The organism is Pedobacter suwonensis, from assembly GCF_007833675.1.
GTDB classification, from domain to species: domain Bacteria; phylum Bacteroidota; class Bacteroidia; order Sphingobacteriales; family Sphingobacteriaceae; genus Pedobacter; species Pedobacter suwonensis.
Map to the genome: position 1 here is coordinate 1,815,808 of NZ_CP031708.1, position 19,995 is coordinate 1,835,802.

Annotated in this window: 16 protein-coding genes; 5 read left to right on the top strand and 11 right to left on the bottom strand. The window is 39.9% G+C overall.

The window, feature by feature from the left end:
- Positions 1-1,083 precede the first annotated feature (1,083 nt).
- The 3 genes from DV942_RS07495 to DV942_RS07505 are packed head-to-tail and all read right to left on the bottom strand — an operon-like array spanning position 1,084 to position 5,903.
- Complete coding sequence (locus DV942_RS07495; protein ID WP_145856491.1) at positions 1,084-3,531, bottom strand: outer membrane beta-barrel protein; 2,448 nt, start codon at positions 3,529-3,531, stop codon at positions 1,084-1,086.
- Positions 3,532-3,567: 36 nt separating this feature from the next.
- On the bottom strand, positions 3,568-5,481 hold the full coding sequence (locus DV942_RS07500; protein WP_145856493.1) for a M56 family metallopeptidase: 1,914 nt from the start codon (positions 5,479-5,481) through the stop codon (positions 3,568-3,570).
- A gap of 32 nt (positions 5,482-5,513) precedes the next feature.
- Positions 5,514-5,903, bottom strand: coding sequence for a BlaI/MecI/CopY family transcriptional regulator (locus DV942_RS07505; protein ID WP_145856495.1), 390 nt, complete (start codon positions 5,901-5,903; stop codon positions 5,514-5,516).
- Between the two features lie 284 nt (positions 5,904-6,187).
- Here DV942_RS07505 and DV942_RS07510 point away from each other — a divergent pair, with 284 nt between their 5' ends.
- Genes DV942_RS07510 through DV942_RS07520 form a run of 3 tightly spaced genes read left to right on the top strand, consistent with a single transcriptional unit; the run spans position 6,188 to position 8,089 of the window.
- A complete protein-coding gene (locus tag DV942_RS07510; RefSeq protein ID WP_145856497.1) occupies positions 6,188-6,838 on the top strand; it encodes a FadR/GntR family transcriptional regulator in 651 nt (216 codons plus the stop codon).
- Positions 6,839-6,842: 4 nt separating this feature from the next.
- A complete protein-coding gene (locus DV942_RS07515) occupies positions 6,843-7,676 on the top strand; it encodes a sulfite exporter TauE/SafE family protein (RefSeq protein ID WP_145856499.1) in 834 nt (277 codons plus the stop codon).
- Positions 7,677-7,687: 11 nt separating this feature from the next.
- Positions 7,688-8,089 carry a DUF1634 domain-containing protein gene (locus tag DV942_RS07520; RefSeq protein ID WP_145856501.1) on the top strand — a complete coding sequence of 134 codons (402 nt, stop codon included), beginning with the start codon at positions 7,688-7,690 and terminating at the stop codon, positions 8,087-8,089.
- A 188-nt stretch (positions 8,090-8,277) separates the two neighbouring features.
- On the opposite strand, the gene DV942_RS07525 is transcribed toward DV942_RS07520, so the two are convergent.
- On the bottom strand, positions 8,278-9,132 hold the full coding sequence (locus DV942_RS07525) for an NAD(P)-dependent oxidoreductase (protein WP_145856503.1): 855 nt from the start codon (positions 9,130-9,132) through the stop codon (positions 8,278-8,280).
- A 171-nt stretch (positions 9,133-9,303) separates the two neighbouring features.
- Here DV942_RS07525 and DV942_RS07530 point away from each other — a divergent pair, with 171 nt between their 5' ends.
- The gene (locus DV942_RS07530; RefSeq protein WP_145856505.1) at positions 9,304-10,407 is read left to right on the top strand and encodes a DNA alkylation repair protein; all 1,104 of its coding nucleotides are present in this window, start codon (positions 9,304-9,306) and stop codon (positions 10,405-10,407) included.
- On the opposite strand, the gene DV942_RS07535 is transcribed toward DV942_RS07530, so the two are convergent.
- The 3 genes from DV942_RS07535 to DV942_RS07545 form a co-directional block, all read right to left on the bottom strand.
- Complete coding sequence (locus DV942_RS07535) at positions 10,396-10,854, bottom strand: NUDIX domain-containing protein (protein WP_145856507.1); 459 nt, start codon at positions 10,852-10,854, stop codon at positions 10,396-10,398. The two genes, DV942_RS07530 and DV942_RS07535, sit on opposite strands and share 12 nt — an antisense overlap.
- Positions 10,855-11,045: 191 nt before the next feature.
- On the bottom strand, positions 11,046-11,237 hold the full coding sequence (locus DV942_RS07540) for a hypothetical protein (RefSeq protein WP_090499394.1): 192 nt from the start codon (positions 11,235-11,237) through the stop codon (positions 11,046-11,048).
- A 70-nt stretch (positions 11,238-11,307) separates the two neighbouring features.
- Entirely contained in the window at positions 11,308-13,392 is a 2,085-nt protein-coding gene (locus DV942_RS07545; RefSeq protein WP_145856508.1) for a glycoside hydrolase domain-containing protein, read from the bottom strand.
- Positions 13,393-13,512: 120 nt separating this feature from the next.
- Here DV942_RS07545 and DV942_RS07550 point away from each other — a divergent pair, with 120 nt between their 5' ends.
- Positions 13,513-13,797 (top strand): hypothetical protein, encoded by a 285-nt coding sequence (locus tag DV942_RS07550; RefSeq protein ID WP_145856510.1) that lies wholly within the window; start codon positions 13,513-13,515, stop codon positions 13,795-13,797.
- A 192-nt stretch (positions 13,798-13,989) separates the two neighbouring features.
- On the opposite strand, the gene DV942_RS07555 is transcribed toward DV942_RS07550, so the two are convergent.
- The 4 genes from DV942_RS07555 to DV942_RS07570 form a co-directional block, all read right to left on the bottom strand.
- A complete protein-coding gene (locus tag DV942_RS07555) occupies positions 13,990-14,499 on the bottom strand; it encodes a DUF2911 domain-containing protein (protein ID WP_244950846.1) in 510 nt (169 codons plus the stop codon).
- Between the two features lie 279 nt (positions 14,500-14,778).
- Positions 14,779-15,402: a class I SAM-dependent methyltransferase gene (locus DV942_RS07560; protein WP_145856515.1), complete on the bottom strand. Its 624-nt coding sequence runs from the start codon at positions 15,400-15,402 to the stop codon at positions 14,779-14,781.
- A 78-nt stretch (positions 15,403-15,480) separates the two neighbouring features.
- Positions 15,481-17,181, bottom strand: coding sequence for a sodium:solute symporter (locus tag DV942_RS07565; RefSeq protein WP_145856517.1), 1,701 nt, complete (start codon positions 17,179-17,181; stop codon positions 15,481-15,483).
- A gap of 100 nt (positions 17,182-17,281) precedes the next feature.
- A complete protein-coding gene (locus tag DV942_RS07570) occupies positions 17,282-19,750 on the bottom strand; it encodes a PIG-L family deacetylase (RefSeq protein WP_145856519.1) in 2,469 nt (822 codons plus the stop codon).
- Positions 19,751-19,995: the final 245 nt, after the last annotated feature.

Consider the following 19,995-nt stretch of genomic DNA (forward strand, 5'->3'; position numbering starts at 1 on the left):
ATGCTACCTGGCCTCGCAGATTTCCGCCGGAAAAAGCACGGAAATCTTTGCACTTCCCCTCATAACCCACAGCCCAAGGCAGGATCAAAGCGGGAGCGGTGGGATAAGCAAAGGATAAGAGCCTCGATGCTGCCGCAATTAAGATTTCAGTAGCTTTTTACAAGGAATTGCGCAGCAATCTTTTATACCGATAAAAACAACATTATCACATAAAAAACGATGCAAGCCTTGATTTATGCCTTCTTAGTTGTTGTTTTCATCGGTAGTCATGCTTTCGCTGCGCTCAGGTTTGGTTACCTTTTTATCAAGAAAAAGGTAAAAGCCCTTCGGTAGCTAACCGAGGCAAGCCAGAGCAAAGGGCAAAGAATCTACACTATTAACCTAACTTAAAAGATTTCTCCGCTACGGTCGAAATGACGGATTTATTCATGGAACAAATACCATATTAGAAACTATCTTATACACCCTGCTATCCGGCCTAGCAGATTTCCGCCGGAAAAAGCACGGAAAGCTTTGCACTTCCCCTCATACCCCACAACCCAAGGCAGGATCAAAGCGGGAGCGGTGGAATAAGGCAAGGGCTAAGAGCCTTGATGCTGCCGCAAATTAGATTTCCGTAGCTTTTTACAAGGAAGGATGCAAGCCTTGGGTTTTTGTTACTTTTGGGCCAAGCCAAAAGTAAGAGCCCCTCGGCGGCGGTGATCCGAGGCAAGCCCGAGCTCAGGGTAAAGGATAACTAGCGCATTAAGATTCCCGCCTGCGCGGGAATGACGGCCGTATTATAGCGAGCGCCTTAGCCTGCAATATGCTCCAAGCTATTCTACCCATGCTGTCTGCACCATGCTATCCGGCCTGGGATATGATGGAAGGAGATCCTTCGACTACGCTCAGGATGACAAAAAACCGGAGGAAATACATGGAAAAAGCACGGAAATCTTTGCAGTTCCCCCTCATACCCCACGGCCCAAGGCAGGATCAAAGCGAGAGCGGAATTTAACCGATTGCTTCTGCCTTCTTTCAAAGATTGCTTCCCCGAAAGTCGGGGGCAGTCTGTACCTTTATAATTACGAACGATCTAAAGCTTTAATTCTTCACCCTGTTCTTCTCGGCATCGGCGCCAGAAGATTCGTGTTTTTCAGGCGAAGAAAAGGTTTTCCCAAAACGATAGCTATAGCTTAAAACAAAGTTTCTTGAATCTTGCCTGTTTCTCCATCCGGCTTCTGTTGCGGCAAGATTATTAATTATTCCATTGTATATCCTGGTTCTAAAAATATCATTTGCAGTTAATTTCAAGGAACTTTTTGCCGAAAGCTTTTTTTGCACTGCTGCGCCAAAATTATGCACCGAAGCCAGTAAAAACTGAACGTTTGAAAGTTTACTCTGATAGCTCATATTCAGTTCTGCATTCCAGGTAGGACTGATTTTAAACTGAACATTAGGATTTGTTCTAAAATAACTGCCATTAGTCACTAGAAAACCGGTATAAAAATCTGTTTTCGACATTATTTTGCCAAACTCCATATAGGCATTTAATTTTGCCCATTTCGTAAGGTCAATCTCTGCATTCACCGAAACATTGGCTACCCTTGTTTTGCCTACATTGGCTGGCCGGCTATAATAGGTACCATCTAAAATTTCGATGGTTTCATTCACTTCATCTCTCACCCAACTGTAGCTAAATGTTGTAGTAATCTTACTTTTGTAGGTATGAGAAAGTTCGATACTTTGTGTAAAAGAGGGTTTTAAAAAAGGATTACCAACATAATAAGTAAATTTATCTAATGGTGAAAAGAAGGGATTAAGATCCTGATAATAAGGACGATCAATCCTCCTTCCATAATTCAACCCAAGTTCATTGTTCCCTAATGTATCAAGCTTATAAGAGAAATAAACTGTTGGGAACAAACTATTATAAGTTCTTTTAAAACTGGAATCAGGTTTGATTATATTGCCCAATTGATGTCCGTTAGAAACCGTGTTTTCATACCTCAAGCCGGCTTGGAGTGAAAACCGCTTCCCTTCCCTGCTCATGTTCAGGTAAATCGCGTTAATATTTTCCTTGTATAAAAAATGATTGCTCTTTTCGTAATCGGCACTGGTTTTTCCATTTGCAGTATTAGCGTAATCGGCAATATTATCCGTGTTGGTGTAAGCGGTTTTAACCCCTGCATCCAGCTTCCACTTATTTTCCAGTGGATGCGAATAATCTATTTTGGTCGTATAAATATCAATATCTGACGGTAGATTTCCGCGTAAGACATCCTGGTATTTTAAAGCGCCGCCTGGCAGATAACTAAAATTATTATAGGTTTGAGCCGTTCTATCCCGATAAAGCAGGTAATCGGCATCAAAGGTTAATTCACGCCCCGTCTGCTTAAATTTATGTCTGTAATTTAAGTTTACACCTGCATTCTGGTACTTAATCTGATCGATATTTTCAGCCTTGATTACCGAATCTAACTGCATGGAGGCATTAGATAAATTACTGGTATTGTTGTTCACCTGTTTGGAAATCCTGTTCATGCCGGTAAGTACTACACCCCATGTGGTGCGTTCTGATGCGTAATAATCAAGCCCGGTTTTCAGGTTAAAGGTATTGCCATGCCTGCGGAAATAAGAATTTTGATTAAAATAGGATTTGGCACTACCATCAGCATTTTTATATTTCCGATTCAGATCAAGATCGGTAAAGCTGTTATTGAGGTTATAGCTCAGGTTTCCAAAAACGTTAACCTTGTCTTTTCGGTAATTAAAGTTGAAACTATTATTCGAACGGCTTAATTCGCCCTGGTTTAAACTCAGATTAACCCCACCGTTAAACCCGGCGGTTTTGGTTTTCTTGGTTTTGATGTTAATTACACCGCCATTGCCGGCAGCATCATATTTGGCCGGTGGATTGGTCATCAGTTCAATCTGATCAAGCGATGAGGAAGGCAAGGAACGCAAATAGTTCTCCAGATCCGAACCCGATAAATAAGTCGGTTTATCATCAACAAAAATAGTCACCCCATTTTTGCCTTTCAACGAAATTACTCCGTTCTGATCCACATTTACGCCAGGCGATTTGCTGAGCACATCCAATGCAGTTGTACCTGCATTAGAAATCAAAGCATCCACATTAACAACAGTCCGGTCAATCTTCCGTTCAACAAAAGCCTTTTGTCCTGAAATATTCACCTCTTTTAAATTGGTTGCTCCGGTTTTGATTTTAATATCTGGCATCGCAATAACGGCATGGTCTGCAGTAAGTACCAATGTATCAGTTTGGTATATGGGCGATCCGACTACCGATATTTTAATCAGATATTTCCCATAACCCAGCTGATCAAAACTGAATAATCCATCCTTTTCAGTAAAAGTAGTTTTAACCAATGTAGAATCTTTGAGTAGAGCGACTGTTGCAAATTCTATATTTTTACCTTCGGCATCCAATACATGGCCATAAATTCTGGGCGGAGTGCTTTGCACCTGAGCAAAAGTAGAGGCAATATTTATCCATATGGCTAAAAAAGCCATGAGCTTGTATTTCATAAGATGTTGATTGGATTAAGCTTTTAGCGGTTGATTTTAGTTATTTTCAATCAGGAAATTATACATCAGCGAGTGTTTATCGTTCTTCAAAAACCGCTTTTTATACTTTTGCTGAACTTCGGTATTTTGTTTCACTCCATTTACAATCAGCTCATCTTTATTGAGTTTGTATGAAAGTTTATTGGTACTGCTGATGATGCCGTCTTTCATCAATTCCTGATTGATTGCATTGGTATAATCATGTCCATCGCCATTGGTTACTGTTTTCGAAGTCACTGTTCGCTGCGAACTGGTTTTGGTATTGCTATTTCCGCCATAAACAGGTGGTATTGGAGGCATAGCAGGTGTAGCAGGTGTAGCAGGCATAGCAGGAACAGCAGGTATAGCTGGTACTGCATATACAACTCCGGGTACGTTTGGTGTTTTAGGTACTTTAGGTGTTCTAGGCGGGCGGGGCACCCCTGGTACCATCTCATAGCCGTATGATTTATACACTTTAGCCGAATTTTTGTATTCTTTTACATCTTCAACAGCTTGTTTAGCGTCAATAATAGCCTGTTTCCTATCATTTTCGGCTTGCCTGGCATCAAAAATAGCCTGTTTTCGATCCAATTCTGCTTGCTTCGCATCTTCCTGAGCCTGCCTTACATCGTCCTGCCGTGTTTTTTCGTCCGCTTGCCTGGCTTCTTCATCAGCAAGTCTGGCCTTTTTATCTTCTTTCGTTTCTGGCAGCTGCTGGTTTTCATTCATCCTTTTTAGCTCGTTGTCTACCTTTGCATTGATCTCTTTTTCCATTTGGTCTGCAGATTTTCTTTCGGCAGGCTTGGCTTTTTTCCTGGTTGTATCCTGTAAGGTTACAACTGTAGTGGATGTTTTTTTTCTGGCAACTGTTTCGGCATGGCCAATACTTTTAAATGCGGCACTGCAAATCACTACCGATACCAGGGCGATGGTTAATATCGTTTTTTCCATTTTGTTTAAAGTTGAGTTGGTATTGAATAACATCCTGCTAGCTCTATGTAGCAGGCTGCTTTTAGTTCCGCTCATGGCCATGGCATAGGCAGGTGCACGCTGCTTAAACTCCTGGCATACAATGAGGGCCTGAACGTAATTTTTGCGATCGTTTACACAGGCGATGGCCAAATCATCGCAACAATGCTCGCGTTCTGTTTTTATTAATTGCGATACCCAAAGCACAGCCGGGTTAAAGAAAAATACAATTTCGATGAAACTTTGCAATATATTCACCAAATAATCCTTCCGTTTAATATGGGCCAGTTCATGAGAAAGAATGGCTTCTACTTCAGCAGTAGATAAACTATTAAGTAAACCCAAAGGAATGAGAATTAAAGGCTTAAAATGACCTACTACCAAAGGTACCTGCGCCATGCCCGATTGCATCAGCTTAACCTGTTGCGTTAAACCCAATTTTTGAACGAGTTCAGTTAATTTTTCATCCCACTTTTTCCCTGCAGCGTAGGTTTTATAATTACGCAGATGATATACACCATTTAAACCTACCATTAATTGGATACTTTTTCCGCAGATAATCAGGAACCAAACCAATACAATCTGATAGGCATAAGCATTCCACAAAGACAGGATGCGATTAAGTACCGAATACATGTCTTGCTGTACATTGGTAACCGCCTGTTGATCTGCGATAGCCTTCGGCAAATTAATCCCTGTTTGATGAACAACCTGCGATTGCGTATGGTGATCCGACTGCTGAAGCTCCTGATAAAAAGTAAAACCTATTGCCACAACAAACAAACCTAAACATACCGTAAGCAAGTTATAACGCCACGTAGCGCTTGCCTTACGGGAAGTAAACATCACCAAACCAGCTAGCAAGGCTAAAATAACACCAATCCACAAAGAGTGGAACAAGGTAGCACCCAGGGCAAGAAGCCAGTTATCGGGTAAAAGATTGATTAATTTAAATTCCATTATGGTGGTTCTTTAGCTTCTGTTCTGGTTAATTAGTCCATGTTATTCAATAGCCGCTTAATCTCTTCGATTTCTTTTTTTGATGTTTTTTCGTTCCCCAAAAGTTGCATCATCAATTTCGATGCAGAGCCTTTATACAAAGTGTTTACGAAACGGTCTAACAACTGTACTTTGGTTTTTTCCTCTGCTTCAACCGGGATATAAATGTGTTTCATTTGGCTTTCATCACGTTTTAATATCCCTTTTTCAGTTAAAATCTGCATCTGCTTTAAGGTTGAGGTGTAATTCACCTCTCTTAGTTCATTTAGCTTGTCGTTTACAAACCGAACGGTTGATGGTCCAAATTCCCATAATACCTGGAGAATTTCCAGCTCAGCTTTGGTTGGTTCGGGCAGATTGTTTTCAGTTTGAATACCTTTCATATCTTAAAGGTACGACAAATTTCGTACGATGCAAATATTAGTTTATTTATTTTTAAATAATTTATATATATTGCTGACTGTCATATTATTAAATATAGATTAAATTTGTGTATTTGTATAATTCGACCCTTTTCATCTTTAATTTGCTAGAAATTAATTACCAACGGTGAACCATATTCAAAGTATAGCTAATTAGCACTTCAAAAACAAAATGATATTATCCAGACACAAAACATCTGATGTTTAATTTAAACATCGTATGTTTGTATCGTTGATTTCATATTATGGCAAAAGAAAGCAGACTTTTCGAACAGGTATCCACCAAAATCAGAAACGATATTAAAAAAGGCAAATTTAGCGTAGAGGAAAAAATCCCTTCAGAACCAGCCTTAATGGAATTATATGGTGTTGGCCGCTCTACCATCCGGGAAGCTATAAAATCACTTACCTTATCAGGAATACTTACAGTACAGCAAGGTTTTGGAACAAAAGTTAATGCCACCCCTACAGAACCTATTGAGCAACGTTTGCGCAGTGCTGATTTTAAAGAAATCAACCAGGTCAGGGCTTTGCTCGAACAGGAAATTGTTCGTCTGGCTACTAAAAACCGTACTGATTCAGATCTGGAAGCGATTAAAGATGCACTTGAAAAAAGAAAATTGGCCATCGAGAAAGAATCGAGAACTGAATGTGCCAATGCAGATATTGCATTCCACCTGGCTATTGCCCGCGCATCTGGCAATCATGTACTAAGTGATCTTTATGAAAGTTTTACGGTAATCATCCGCGATTTTTTTACTAAACGCGCACCATCTGGCGTCACTCATTTTGCCATGAGCCATCACTTGCATGAGGCACTGTTTAATGCGATAAAAGCAGGTAATACAGATGCAGCCCTTTCTACAACCACCACCATTTTGAACAATAATCATTAATATCATGACCATTTTAACTTTTACCCTGATCCTAATCCTTGGCGCTTATCTGGCAGGGCTGATTGGATCGTTAACAGGCCTTGGCGGCGGCGTAGTCGTCATTCCATTGCTTACACTTGTTTTTCATGTAGATATCCGTTATGCCATCGGTGCTGCATTACTTGCTTCTATTGCCAATTCATCGGGTGCCGCCAGCGCCTATATAAAAGAAGGTATTACCAACATCCGCTTAGGTATGTTCTTGGAAATTGCAACCACGTTAGGAGCGGTACTTGGTGCATTAATCGCTATTTATACGCCCACCAATACTATCGCCATTCTTTTTGGCTGTGTTTTGCTTTTCTCTGCCGCGATGACCTTAAGAAAAAAAAATCAGCAGGCCTTAACAGAAGGCAGTAAACTTTCTTATGTATTAAAACTCAATAGCAGCTACCCCACACCAACAGGCCCGGTTGATTATAAACTTAAAAATGTTGGTGCCGGTTTTTCCATCATGACGGTAGCAGGGGTAATGTCGGGTTTGTTGGGAATTGGTTCTGGTGCATTAAAAGTATTGGCCATGGATACCGCCATGAAAATTCCTTTTAAGGTAAGCACCACCACCAGCAATTTCATGATCGGTGTTACCGCCGCAGCCAGTGCTGTAGTTTACCTGCAACGTGGTTACATGGATCCGGGAATTGCATTCCCTGTAGTGCTTGGCGTATTGGGCGGGGCTTTTACGGGAGCTAAATTACTAACCAAAATTAACCCTTCCACTTTAAGGATTATTTTCTGTATCGCGATCACTTTTGTTGCGCTGGAAATGATTTACAATGGTTATCATCACAAATTTTAAGTTAAAATAAAATGAAGAATATTATCTCAACCCATCTTATACAAGACCGTGATGTAGAAAAAATTGTGGGCAAGCTATTAAGATTTGGTGTAATTACCGCAAGTTTGGTGGTTTTACTGGGCGGCATACTTTTTTTGGTAAAGCACGGAGCACAAGGCAGGCCCGATTACCACATTTTTAAAGGTGAAGAAAACGACTTTATCACCTTTGATGGCATTTTTAAAGGACTTTTTACTTTTAAACCAATGGCCATCATCCAGTTTGGTGTATTACTTTTAATCATCACACCAATTTTAAGGATCATATTCTCGCTGTTCGCTTTTATATTGGAAAAAGATAAACTCTATGTTGTGATTACCTTAATTGTACTGGCCATTATATTAGGAAGTACTTTTGGAGGATTAAAGATTTAATCTACCCATTTTATGCGTTATACATGAAACTTATAAAGAGACCTATTAGTATTAATCGGATTATTACCTTTATCAATAAACAAGTAATAAAGGTACTTACTGGTCAAATACGTGTAAGCTGATTAACGGGTATGATACCATAGGAAATCATCAAAATCTCCTATGGGTATTATTTTCAAAATATTGCTCTACTCCTTAATGTGTTTGATCACTGCAATCAGATCTTCTTCTCCAAATTTGGCGGTAGCGGCCTTAAAAGTATCTAAGGCGGTCTTGGCCAGTGGCGATTCCAAACCAATGTCTTTAGCTAAATTTAAATCTTTTACAATATGTTTAAGGGCGAATGCTGCTTTATAATTATCAGCAATAATGGCATCGCCCTTTATTTTGGTAAAAACATTGGCTATAGCACCATTATTAAGCAAATTAAGCAGATCTTCAGTTTTAATCCCCTGGTGGTTAGCAAACAGTACCGTTTCGGCCAAACCCTGTGTATATAATGCCAATAGCGAGTTAATGGCCAATTTTGCGACATTTCCAGCACTCGCGTCACCTAAGTACACAGCCATTTTCCCTATTTTTTCTAAGATTGGTTTTACCTGCTCAAATGCGGTTTCATCACCGCCAGCCATAATCACCAGCTGTCCTGTTTCTGCTTGTTTCACACTTCCTGAAACCGGTGCATCTAAATACTGTCCGCCTTTTTCTTTGCATATAGAAGCCATCTCTTTAGAAATCGCCGGAGAAACCGTACTCATGTTAATGATCACTTTATTTGAAATATCGGCGCCGAAGAGACCGTCTTTATCATTAAAAACCTGATCAACTGCGGCATCATCAGATACCATAATGATTACCACTTCAGTAGCAGCAATTAACGCTTTAGGTGTTTCAGCAGTTGATGCCCCCATTTCTTTCAGCAAACTTTCCTTACCCTTGCTCCTGTTGTAAACCGTAACGGCATAATCCGCTTTTATCAATTGCGCTGCCATCGGAATTCCCATATTTCCCAATCCGATCCAGCCTATTTTTATTGTATTCATTACCTTATTTTTATAACAAACAAATGTGCCAAAGAAAAACCTTAAATTCTTATATGCAATGTAAAAAATAAGAAGATTAAATAATTAGCTGAACAAGCCACACAAATACTAATTTTTTTAGTAAATTAGCAGCGTATTAAAATCATATCTCCATGTATAATTACCGAAATTATGGCCATTTTGCTTAAAAATTTATATTCAGCTGCTTTTTATGATCGATTAACCACGGCGCTGGCAGCTACCATACCAGGTTTCGACAAAGGGTTATTCATTAAAAAGATTTTTGTACCCGAATTCGAATCTAAAGAACTGAAAGAGCGAATGAAACATACTACCAGGGTATTACACGATTTTTTACCTGAGGATTACCCTCAAACCATTACGCTCATTAAGAAAATCATTGGACAGTTAAGGATACAAGGCATTGGAGAGGATAGCCTGGCTTATATGTTTTTACCTGATTATATTGAAACCTACGGTATTGATGATTTAGCAAGTTCTGTTGAAGCGCTGGAATTCGTTACACAATTTGTAAGTTGTGAATTTGCCGTTCGTCCATTTATCTTAAAATACGAAAATGAGATGATTTTAAGAATGCAAGAATGGTCGCTGCACGAAAGCCTCAAAGTAAGAAGACTTGCCAGCGAAGGCAGTCGTCCGCGATTACCCTGGGCCATGGGTATTCCTTTTCTAAAAAAAGACCCGACATCCATTTTACCCATATTGGAAAATCTTAAAACAGATCCATCGGAATATGTAAGGCGGAGTGTTGCCAACAACTTAAATGATATTGCAAAAGATCACCCTCATGTGGTTTTAAATATGGCTAAAAAATGGTCGGGTTTAGGTGCCGAAACCGATGCAATTATTAAACATGGCAGCCGTACATTACTTAAACAGGGTCATGCCAATATTCTTAAACATTATGGTTTAGATGATGCAGGGATTTTATTGAAAGATTTCAAAATTTTAACGCCCCAGATCGGCATTGGCGAAAGCCTGGAGTTTTCGTTTTCTATTTTTAATAGCAATCCTGCTGAACAAAAAGTGAGACTGGAATACGCTATTTATTATAAAAAACAAAATGGGCAGAATACTAAAAAAGTATATAAAATTTCGGAAAGGATTTATCCCGCCGGTGCAACCATAAACATCATTAGAAAACAAAAATTTGTGCTGATTACAACCCGTAAATTTCATTTGGGCGACCACCAGATCTCGATCATTATCAACGGTGCCGAAAAGAACATTTTACACTTTGAATTAACGGCTTAACTTTAATTTTAATTCATCAAGTAAAGCAATCTGCCTTTCGTTAATGTAGGTAATGGCATCAGCGTAAGTAAACCAATTGGCTTTGTCTATTTCTGCAAAACTTTGTTTTTTACCCGATCGCGGAGGCCATTCTATTTCGAAGGTGTTGCTAACAATAGTTAAGGGATCAAGGTCTGCTTCAAATGCCCAGCATAATACTTTTTTACCTCCCTTTTGCACAATAGGGGTTAATTCGATGAAATCGCCAGTTAAGCTTTGACCTATTTCTTCTTTAAATTCGCGAATGGCTGCCATCAAAGCGTCTTCACCTTCATTTAATTCTCCTTTGGGCACAGTCCAAAAGCCAAGATCTTTTTTGGCGAAGAATGGTCCACCAGGATGAACCAGAAAAAATTCTATCTGCCGATCTTTTCTCCTGAAAAGTAGTATTCCTGCGCTTTGTTTCATTAATTTAAGATAGAAATTTGGAATTAAAAATGGATGATAAACTGGCTATTGTAGTTTTTACTAAAGATCCTGAAATAAATTCAGGATGACGATAGCTTCTTGGATAAATCTGATTCCATAAAAAAGCAGCAGACCTTTTTTAAGTCTGCTGCCCTATATCATCTGTTATGTGTAGTTTTTTGGGAAGCGTTTTACAACAATCCGTAAAGGCCATGTGCATAATTCCTTAAAGAGGATGATACCGTCTTCATTTTATCCGGCGATGGGCCTTTTACTTTATAAGCTTCCGGATGAAGTTCTAAAGGTTGTTCATTCACTTGTTCTAATGTGTTTCTATTGCTTAATGTAGCATGTTGTTCTTCGCTTAATTTTAAAGGTGCCATGATCTTGAATTTATACTATAACAACAGCAATAATGGGATTTAGTTTGCCATATTTTGTTAATTTTTGAAATTATTTCATGAGATCCGAAATCCAGTTTTTGGTATCAGAAATTTTAACCGGAACGGCTGAGGCCACTATTTTTAACCGCCCTCCTTTATTGATGTCCTCCTGTGTAATATAGTTCTTTTTGAAAGGCTTTCCGTTGAGGAAAACCGCCTTAATATATTTGTTTTTTGGGTCAAAATTTTCTGTTTCAATAGTAAAAGTTTTTCCTTCTGGCAGGTTGTAAGTTAGCAATGGAAATAAGGGTACGTTTAAATAATACACCGGCCAGCCTACGCAGGCAGGAGAAAAACCACTTGCTGCAAACACGTACCAGGCGCTCATCGCTCCGGCATCGTCGTCCATGGTGCGCAGATAGGCATTTGGCTGGTTTCTGTAAATTTTGCCAATGTAACTTCCAATTCCACGGCTATTGTCATTAAAGTAATTCTGGATAACGGTATCAGCCGCCAGCTGGTGCATCCAATATTGCGATTTATAACCAGACTTAGTCACATTATACATCAACGGAACTTGTAAATCCGGTTCATTGGCATGATTGTATAAATCGCGGGCAAAAAATTCATCAAGTTTCGCCAGATAAGATTCCTCCCCTCCATCTAGTTCGATCAATCCTTTGAAATCATAAGGTACAAACCATCTATATTGCCAGATGGTACCCTGATATAAACCACGGGCCTGCATCCGGTCCACATCATTTTTGGTCATATCCTTAAAATCCTTATTCCAATATTTTTTGTATTCCTGAGCCTTGTTAAGATAAAAATCAGATTTTTCCTTATTCTTTAAAATCTTAAAGATTTCTGCAAGTGCCCAGTTATCATAACTTGACTCTAAAGCTTTATCCGGCGACCTGTAATCCAAACCATCCACCTCTTTCACCAGTGAATCAGCTATTTTCCCAAAATCAACCGGATACCCTTTACGGTAAGCATCAAGCAAAACCACAATGGCATGTTCAGACCGCACGGTGTTTGAAGGCTCATGCTGTCCGGCGTAATCCTTTTTACCCGAGTTATACAGATCTGCAATAGAACTTACCATTCCCGCATACCGATCCTGCGCAATTATTGAAAGCAAAGGTAACTGCGTACGGTAATTGTCCCAAATGGCCCAACCGTTGTAGCGGATCTCTTTATCTTTCTTAATTTCACCCTTTGTATTGCGGTATGCACCATCAGCTTCAGATATGACATATGGCGATTGCATGGTACGATACAAAAGCGAATAAAAAAGCTTAGCGCTCTCCAGATCGCCGTTTACAGCGATTTTAGAGAGATTTGCATTCCAATCGGCTTTGCTTTGTTCTTTTACAGTATCGAATGAATTTTTATTGATAGAGGATTTTGCTGCTTCAACACTAACGGCAGAAAGAGCGATATTGATTCCTGTTGAAGTTAACTCTCCTTTGAGCATGGCTATCATTTTATGATCATCGACTACTTTCCATGATACGTTATCTCCGATCTCCATATAGTAAAACAACTTGTATTTACCTACACCACAAGTTGTTTTCGAAGTAATCCATCCGCTTACGGTATTGGCGTTTACTTCGTGCGCTTCATCTACAAAAGCACCATTAAAAGCATAAGCCAGGTCGATATAAAACCCTTTTGCTCCTTTCGGAAATTGATAGGCATGTTTACCTGCTTTACCCAATACGGTAAAACTGGCTTTAATTTTATTTTCAAAACCAACTTCATAATAACCTGGACTCGCTTTTTCAGAAACCTTAATCAACTCAGACGCCGCCGGATCACTACCTAAAAATGGTTTGATAAAGATATTGCCACCCGAACCCTGACAGCCCACTCCTTCAAAACGATTGTGGGTAAAGCCTTCAAATTTCTTGGCCAGGTATTCGTAACCGGTATGCGTTTTAGGGTAAGTCTGCGGGCCTATACTCAACATACTGAAAGGCGCGGAGGCGGCCGGCGACATCTGTCCATGATCGCCAGAAGACCCTAGAAAAACATTCACCTGATCAACAGGCTTTGCAGTTTTTATGGAAAAAAGTTGCGCTTTTTGTTGTGCTAAAACGTTTAACGAAAGAAGCGGCAATAAGAACAATAGTTTAAAGGAAAACTTCATTATTTTGTGTTTATTTTTAAATCGGCCTAAAATAGCACTTTAATAAGAAGTAGATATTATGTTTTAGGTTCGTTACAAAAAGGGAGAAAGGGTAAGTATAGTTTACTGAACAATAAATATATGATGATTTGGAGCGCAATGCCTGTGCACGGCAAGAAGTTTCTTCCCGTTTTCCGCTTTTACGCTTCGCTGCCTCGTATCTCGTTGCTGCAGGGTATCGCTGCAACCGGGGTATATGGCTACAGCAGCCTTTCATTTGTTGGGTTGCGGAGTGCACAAACCTCTGTTCCTAAACCCGATTGCAGCGAACACGAAGTGCAACGGAGTAAAGCGCAAAGCGGGGCTGCAAACCTCCAAGCACTACAGGCCACTCATTTCCTAATCCTAAACACAAATATCATTTAAAGCACAAGCCCCTACACGACCAGAAGTTCCTTTTCCTGAACTCGATTTACAGTGAACACGAAGTGCAACGGAGTAAGCGCAAAGTGGCCTGTTAACCTCCAAGCATTGCTATACGTTCATTTCCCGAAAAAAAGGACAAAAAAAAGCCGTTCCAAATATTAAAATGGAACGGCTTTCAAGAATTTAATCTAATTATTTAATGGTTACCGGAACAGAAATTTTATCCCATTCTAAAGCAAAACCGCTTTTGGTAATTTTATAAACCAAACGTTCTTGTGTTGCTTTTAATGCTTTGGTTTTAACATCAACACGCAGAGCATCTTTAGCCTCTTCGTATTTATAAGCTCCCCATTGTTTTGGTTCTTTGTTAAAAATAGCGGTCCAGGTTCCGCTTTCTCTAGGAATTAAAAAGAAACTGTATTTTCCTGCCGCCAAAGGTTTACCTTCAACCATAATATCTTTATCAGTTTCGAAAGTGGTCGCTTCATTTGCACCAGCGCGCCATACTTTATCAAAGGCTTCTAAACCGCCCCAGATTTTACGCCCTTTTACCGCCGGACTGCTGTAGTTAATCGTAATGGTTGCACCTTTAACTTTTCCTGTTGCAGTTGCCGCCGGACTTGGTTTAGGCTGCGCATCTTGTGCCATTACACTTACTGAAATGGTAATTGCCGTAAACAGCAATGTGATTGATTTAATCATTGTTTTCATAGTATTATATATCTGTTTCTGTTGTTTTATTTTACGAATTTATGGCTTTAACACGATAAAACAATACCCTTTAATAAATTGATACGGGAATGACGGTAAAGGTCAGGTATATATGGTAGCTTAATATATTGCCCACGAATTTAAGAATAGGCCTCTACGATCAATGAACAAGAATGGCATTTACAGCTTAAAGTTAACCAGCGAGTCAGAGAGGCGCTTATTCATTCGCTAATCCGTAGCGCCACGCCATTTCCGGATCTTAAAGGAGGTTTATTTCTTTCTTCCAACAAATCTGATTACCGAACCTAGTCCGTTATGAAACAAGCCTTCATTCAGTTCAATTTCTTTTTCTTCCAACACAATGATCTCGTAATCTTCGAAATCAGCCTTTATTTCTTCTATCGAAAACAGCATATCAATTTCTTTCGGCCCACCAACTTTTTCGTTTGCTGCAATATAATGAAGGTGTTTCTTGCTAAAAGCTTCGAAAATAACCAAACCGCCCTTGCATAGATAATGGCTTAGTGTTTTATGATAGGTCGATTTGATTGACGAAGGAAAGTGTGCATAAATCAAAGCAATGGCATCAAACTGCCCAGCTTTATAGTTAAGATCCTGAAGTTCGCCCACCTGATAATCGATGCTAACCTGATTGTGAATGGCGAGTTGAACAGCCTTGTTTTTTCCTTCAGTACTGATATCAAAGGCCGAAACTTTCCAACCCAGTTTAGCCGCAAAAACCGCATTTCGGCCTTCGCCTTCTGCCGGAAAAAGTATCGTTCCGGTATCCAAAGGTGTCAATTGCTCTTTTAAGTAATTATTCGGTTGTTCTCCATAAGCAAACTCATTGGTACTGTAGCGGTCATTCCACCTATCAACCCAGGCATCATCCATGTCGTTATTATTTAGAAAATAAAGGTATTAAATTTCCAGGCCTGCGCCCAGGAAAAAATATCTGCTTTGCGTAAAAAATCAGTCTGATTTGTCAGTCGCAACTTTTTGATTTGAAAACAACAGACCGATTACTGAGCAGATGATTACTGCGGCCGCGCCAATTACATTAAGCCAGAGAAATGAAACTATATCAAACTTATAGATTGCTACAACGGCAATTTCTGATAAGATAGCCGAAATAAACACATTTGGCCCGTTTATCTTTTTCAAATAAAAAGCCACTAAGAAAATGCCCAGAATTGGTCCATAAAAAAGTGAGCCCAGTACATTAACGGCCTCGATTAACGAACCCATTTGTGTAGCAAACATGGCTACTGCGATTGAAAAGATACCCCATGCTAAAGTATGCAAACGGCTATATTTTAATTCCGTTTCGTCATCAACTTCTTTTTTACCAAAAATAAGGTGTACATCTTTTAAGGAACAGGCAGCCAGCGAATTTAATGCGGCTGATATAGACCCCCAGCTGGCCAAAAATATGACAGCGAAAAGCAAGCCGATCATCCCCACCGGAAGTGTATTTTTCACAAAGTACAGAAAAATATAGTTGGTATCGGTTTTCTCTGCATTGTAATTTGATTTATTAATGGCTTCTTCTACCTGGCTATGTAACTCTTTAACCTGTTTTTGGGTTGCTTTAAAATTTGCTATGGAAGAACTTAGCGTTGGCGACTGCTTTTCTTTTTCCAGAAGAATATTTTTTGATTGCTGGTTAAATTTCTGTGCTAAGGCCTGGTGTTCTTTTTCAAAAGCTGCGGCCTGCCGGGGCTGAGTTTCTTTTAAATGCTGATAGGATCGTTCGTTAAAATAAATCGGAGCCGGTTTTAAAGAGAAAAAAGCAAATAATAACGCGCCGATTAAGAGGATCGCAAACTGCATCGGGATTTTAACCAATCCATTTAACAGTAATCCCATTTTGGCATTTGTATTATCTTTTGCCGTAATGTACCTTCCAACCTGGCTCTGATCGGTGCCAAAATAAGACAGCGCCAGAAAAAACCCACCGATTAAACCGCTCCAAATGTTGTATTTATCCTTCCAGTCAAATTCTGTGGTAATTACATTTAACTTACCAGATTTTCCGGCCAGGTAAAGCGCGTCTTTAAAACCGATTCCATCAGGCATATTCTGCACCAAAAGGTATGCAGCAAAAGCCATGGTGCCTAATATGATCAAAAACTGTAACTTCTGTGTATGCGCAATTGCCTTTGCACCTCCCACGTAAGTATAAATCAATAGTATTCCTCCGGTAAGGATATTGGTTAAATAAATATTCCAGTTTAATACACTGGAAAGGATAATACTTGGTGCATAAATACTGATGCCGGTTGATAATCCCCGCGAAAACAGGAACAGCAATGAGGTTAATACCCTTGTTTTTTTATCAAAACGGTTTTCTAAATATTCGTAAGCTGTATATACATTTAACCGCTGGAAAATGGGAATGAAGGTAATGCAGATCACGATCATAGCCAAAGGCAGGCCGAAATAATACTGAACAAAACGCATACCGTCGGTATAGGCCTGCCCCGGCGCTGACAAAAAAGTAATGGCGCTGGCCTGTGTGGCCATAATACCAAGCAGCACAATATACCAGGGCATTTTATTATCTGCCTTTAAATAGGAGGCATTGCTTTTCTGCCCACGACCAATAAAAACGCCATAGGCTACCACGGCAAGCAAAGTGAATATCAATACGGCCCAATCGACATTACTCATGCCCAGAATTTAGTAAACAAATAATAAAACACAAGCTGAAATACCAGCGCCAAAGCGAGTAATGCATACCAGGTATTCCAGTTTTTAAACTGATTTTTCATCACTTTCCGGCTGATAAAAAGTTAAAGAACAACCTGGCTGCGCCAACATTGCCTGCTGGCAACTGCCTGAAAAATGCTAAAGGCGTATAAATAAAATTCCCTTTACCATATTTAGCATAAAGGGTTGAACCCTGAAGTGGCTCCTCGCCCGTATCGTGCATTTCAAAAAGCGTTTCGTATCTGGGATCCCATTGGTCAGGGAAGTAAGCACCACGTTCCTGCACCCAGCCTTTAAAATCTTCAGCAGTGATTTTATTTGGATAGTTCAGTAATTTATGGTCAGGTTTTAAAAACTTAACCGCTGCATTTTCTTCGGTTACCCTTTTACCACTGATGCTAAATGGATAAATACCAAAATCCTGCAATGCCATATCCTGTGTGGTATTGTACTGCATGACAATGGTTCCGCCGTTTTCTACATAACTGCGTAAAGCAGTTTGCCAGTTTTTAATTCTCTTTTCGGTATTGATTACCCTTACGCCGGTTACCACGGCGTCATAGCTTGCCAGTTTGACCGGATTTAGGATATCTGCTTCTGTCAGCACATCAACCTGTAAACCGGCCTGTCTTAAAAATTCGGGAATAAGGTCGCCAGCCCCTTCGATATAGCCAATTTTTTTCGCCAATACTTTGATGTCTCCTTTAATTAACCAGGTAGTTGCCGGAACAAAATATTGGAGGGTTGGCAAATGCGGGTATTGGATCAATACCTGCCCTTTTGAATATTCATTTGTTTCTGATGAAAAAACTGCTTCTAATTTATTCTGGCTGGTTTTAATTTTAGCTAAATCTTCAACAGGGATAACGAAATTCATCGTGCTCAGCGTATTCTCGCCCAGGTTAATCCCCTGGAAGGTTTTTACAACCTGGTTCCCAATTTTAAAAGTAATTCTCCCGTAATTGATATTCTTATTGGCCCTTAAGCGAAGACCGACATTTAAAGCTTCTTTTTCTTTTGCAAAATAAACAGGTTCGCTAAAACTTAAGTCTAATGCAGGGACAATTCTCAGTGCTTCTACCACATCTCCCTTAACAGGATCTAATTTTTTATAGGATAAAGGCAAACTGACCGCGAATTTTTCAGATTCTATTTTCAGTGTCAACAACACATTAACCGGCGATTGCATTTCCGGAAGTCCGATCAACGTATCATTCGGCACGCTAAATGTTGCTGCGTTTTTTGCAGGCTTGGCCAGCCAATAAGGTTCAGTTGGCGCAGCATCTGCCGGAATCTGGATTTTTCGTTCAATGGTAATCAGCGAATCATTTGCCAGCGTTCTGTTTAAATGATCTGTCTGATTTAGCCAGTTTACACTTTCTACCTTTACAGGAGTAGCCGATCTTGAAATTAAGTTTAAACGGAAATTATAACTGTTGCCGGCAAGTGCTTCGGGCTGATTGGTTACTACTTCGCCCATAAACCCTGCACTGCTTAAGATGATATTATCGATCGCAGCAAGTTTATCTTTCCTTAATGCTACATCCTGCAACTCGGCAATTTTTCTTCTTAGCATCAATAGTCCGTGCAGGCTTTTGTCGGGCTGGTTATAATTAAATGATAACAATATAATATCGATGAGTTCATCAATATCGCCTACGCCTTTATCAGACCAGTTCATATTTAAGCCATCAAAAAGAGTTCTTTTGGCAGGATCGCCCAAAACATTGACAAAATATTCGGAACGTATACCAGCCACAGACTGTGTTCCGGCGCCCTGGCTTTTATGTAAACTTCTGCTTAATCCGGCCAGCTCTCCATAGCCCATTCCCAATTGAGCATCATACTGCCCAACGGCTACCTTTAATTGATTTTCGGCTGTTGTATTAACTGCACCAAACCTGAAGGTATTCCATAACAATCTTTTGGGCTGCCAAACAGCAACGTATTTCAGCTGTTCAGGAAACATATTTTTATCGGCGGCCACCTTAAATGCCTTTTCGGCAACAACTGCAGAAGCCGCATGTTGTCCATGTCCGGCAGCAGCAGTTGGCGGGAAACGGCAGATAATTACATCAGGCCTGAATTTTCTGATTACCCAAACCACATCTGCGGTAATGCTATCGGCATCCCACTGTTTAAAAGTATCGGTGGTGTTTTTAGAGAAACCGAAATCAATGGCCCTGGTAAAAAACTGTTGTGCACCATCCAATCTACGGGCTTCCAGTAGTTCGTGTGTTCTGATCAAGCCCAATGCTGCCCCTTGTTCGGTACCCAGAAGGTTCTGCCCGCCGTCTCCCCTGGTTAGCGATAAATAAGCTGTTTCTACATTCTGATCGTTAATCAACCACGACAGCAAACCCGTATTTTCATCATCAGGATGGGCGGCCAGATACAAAACCTTGGGTAGGTGTTTTAAGGTTTTAAGTTCTCTGTAAATCTCGGAAGATTTTGATGGACGAACCTGTTGCGCCAAACAAAACATTACCGGTAAGCATAGGGTGAATATGGCAGTTAATCTTTTGAACATAGTATTTGTTTTGCAAAATTCAAATATGCTCAAAAAGCTTTTATTTTGGTGCCTAAGAAACGAAAAAGGTACAAATTAAGTCGAGGATCAGGAGCCTTAAGCCAAAGTTTAAAATCCAAAGCCTTTTTCCGCCACCCATAGCCTGTGTTTCTACAACATAAAGCAGCCGAATAGAAGCTTACAACCAAATAGCTTATTTTATCCCCCTCATCATCTTTCGTTATTTTTATTACTTAATATTGCAG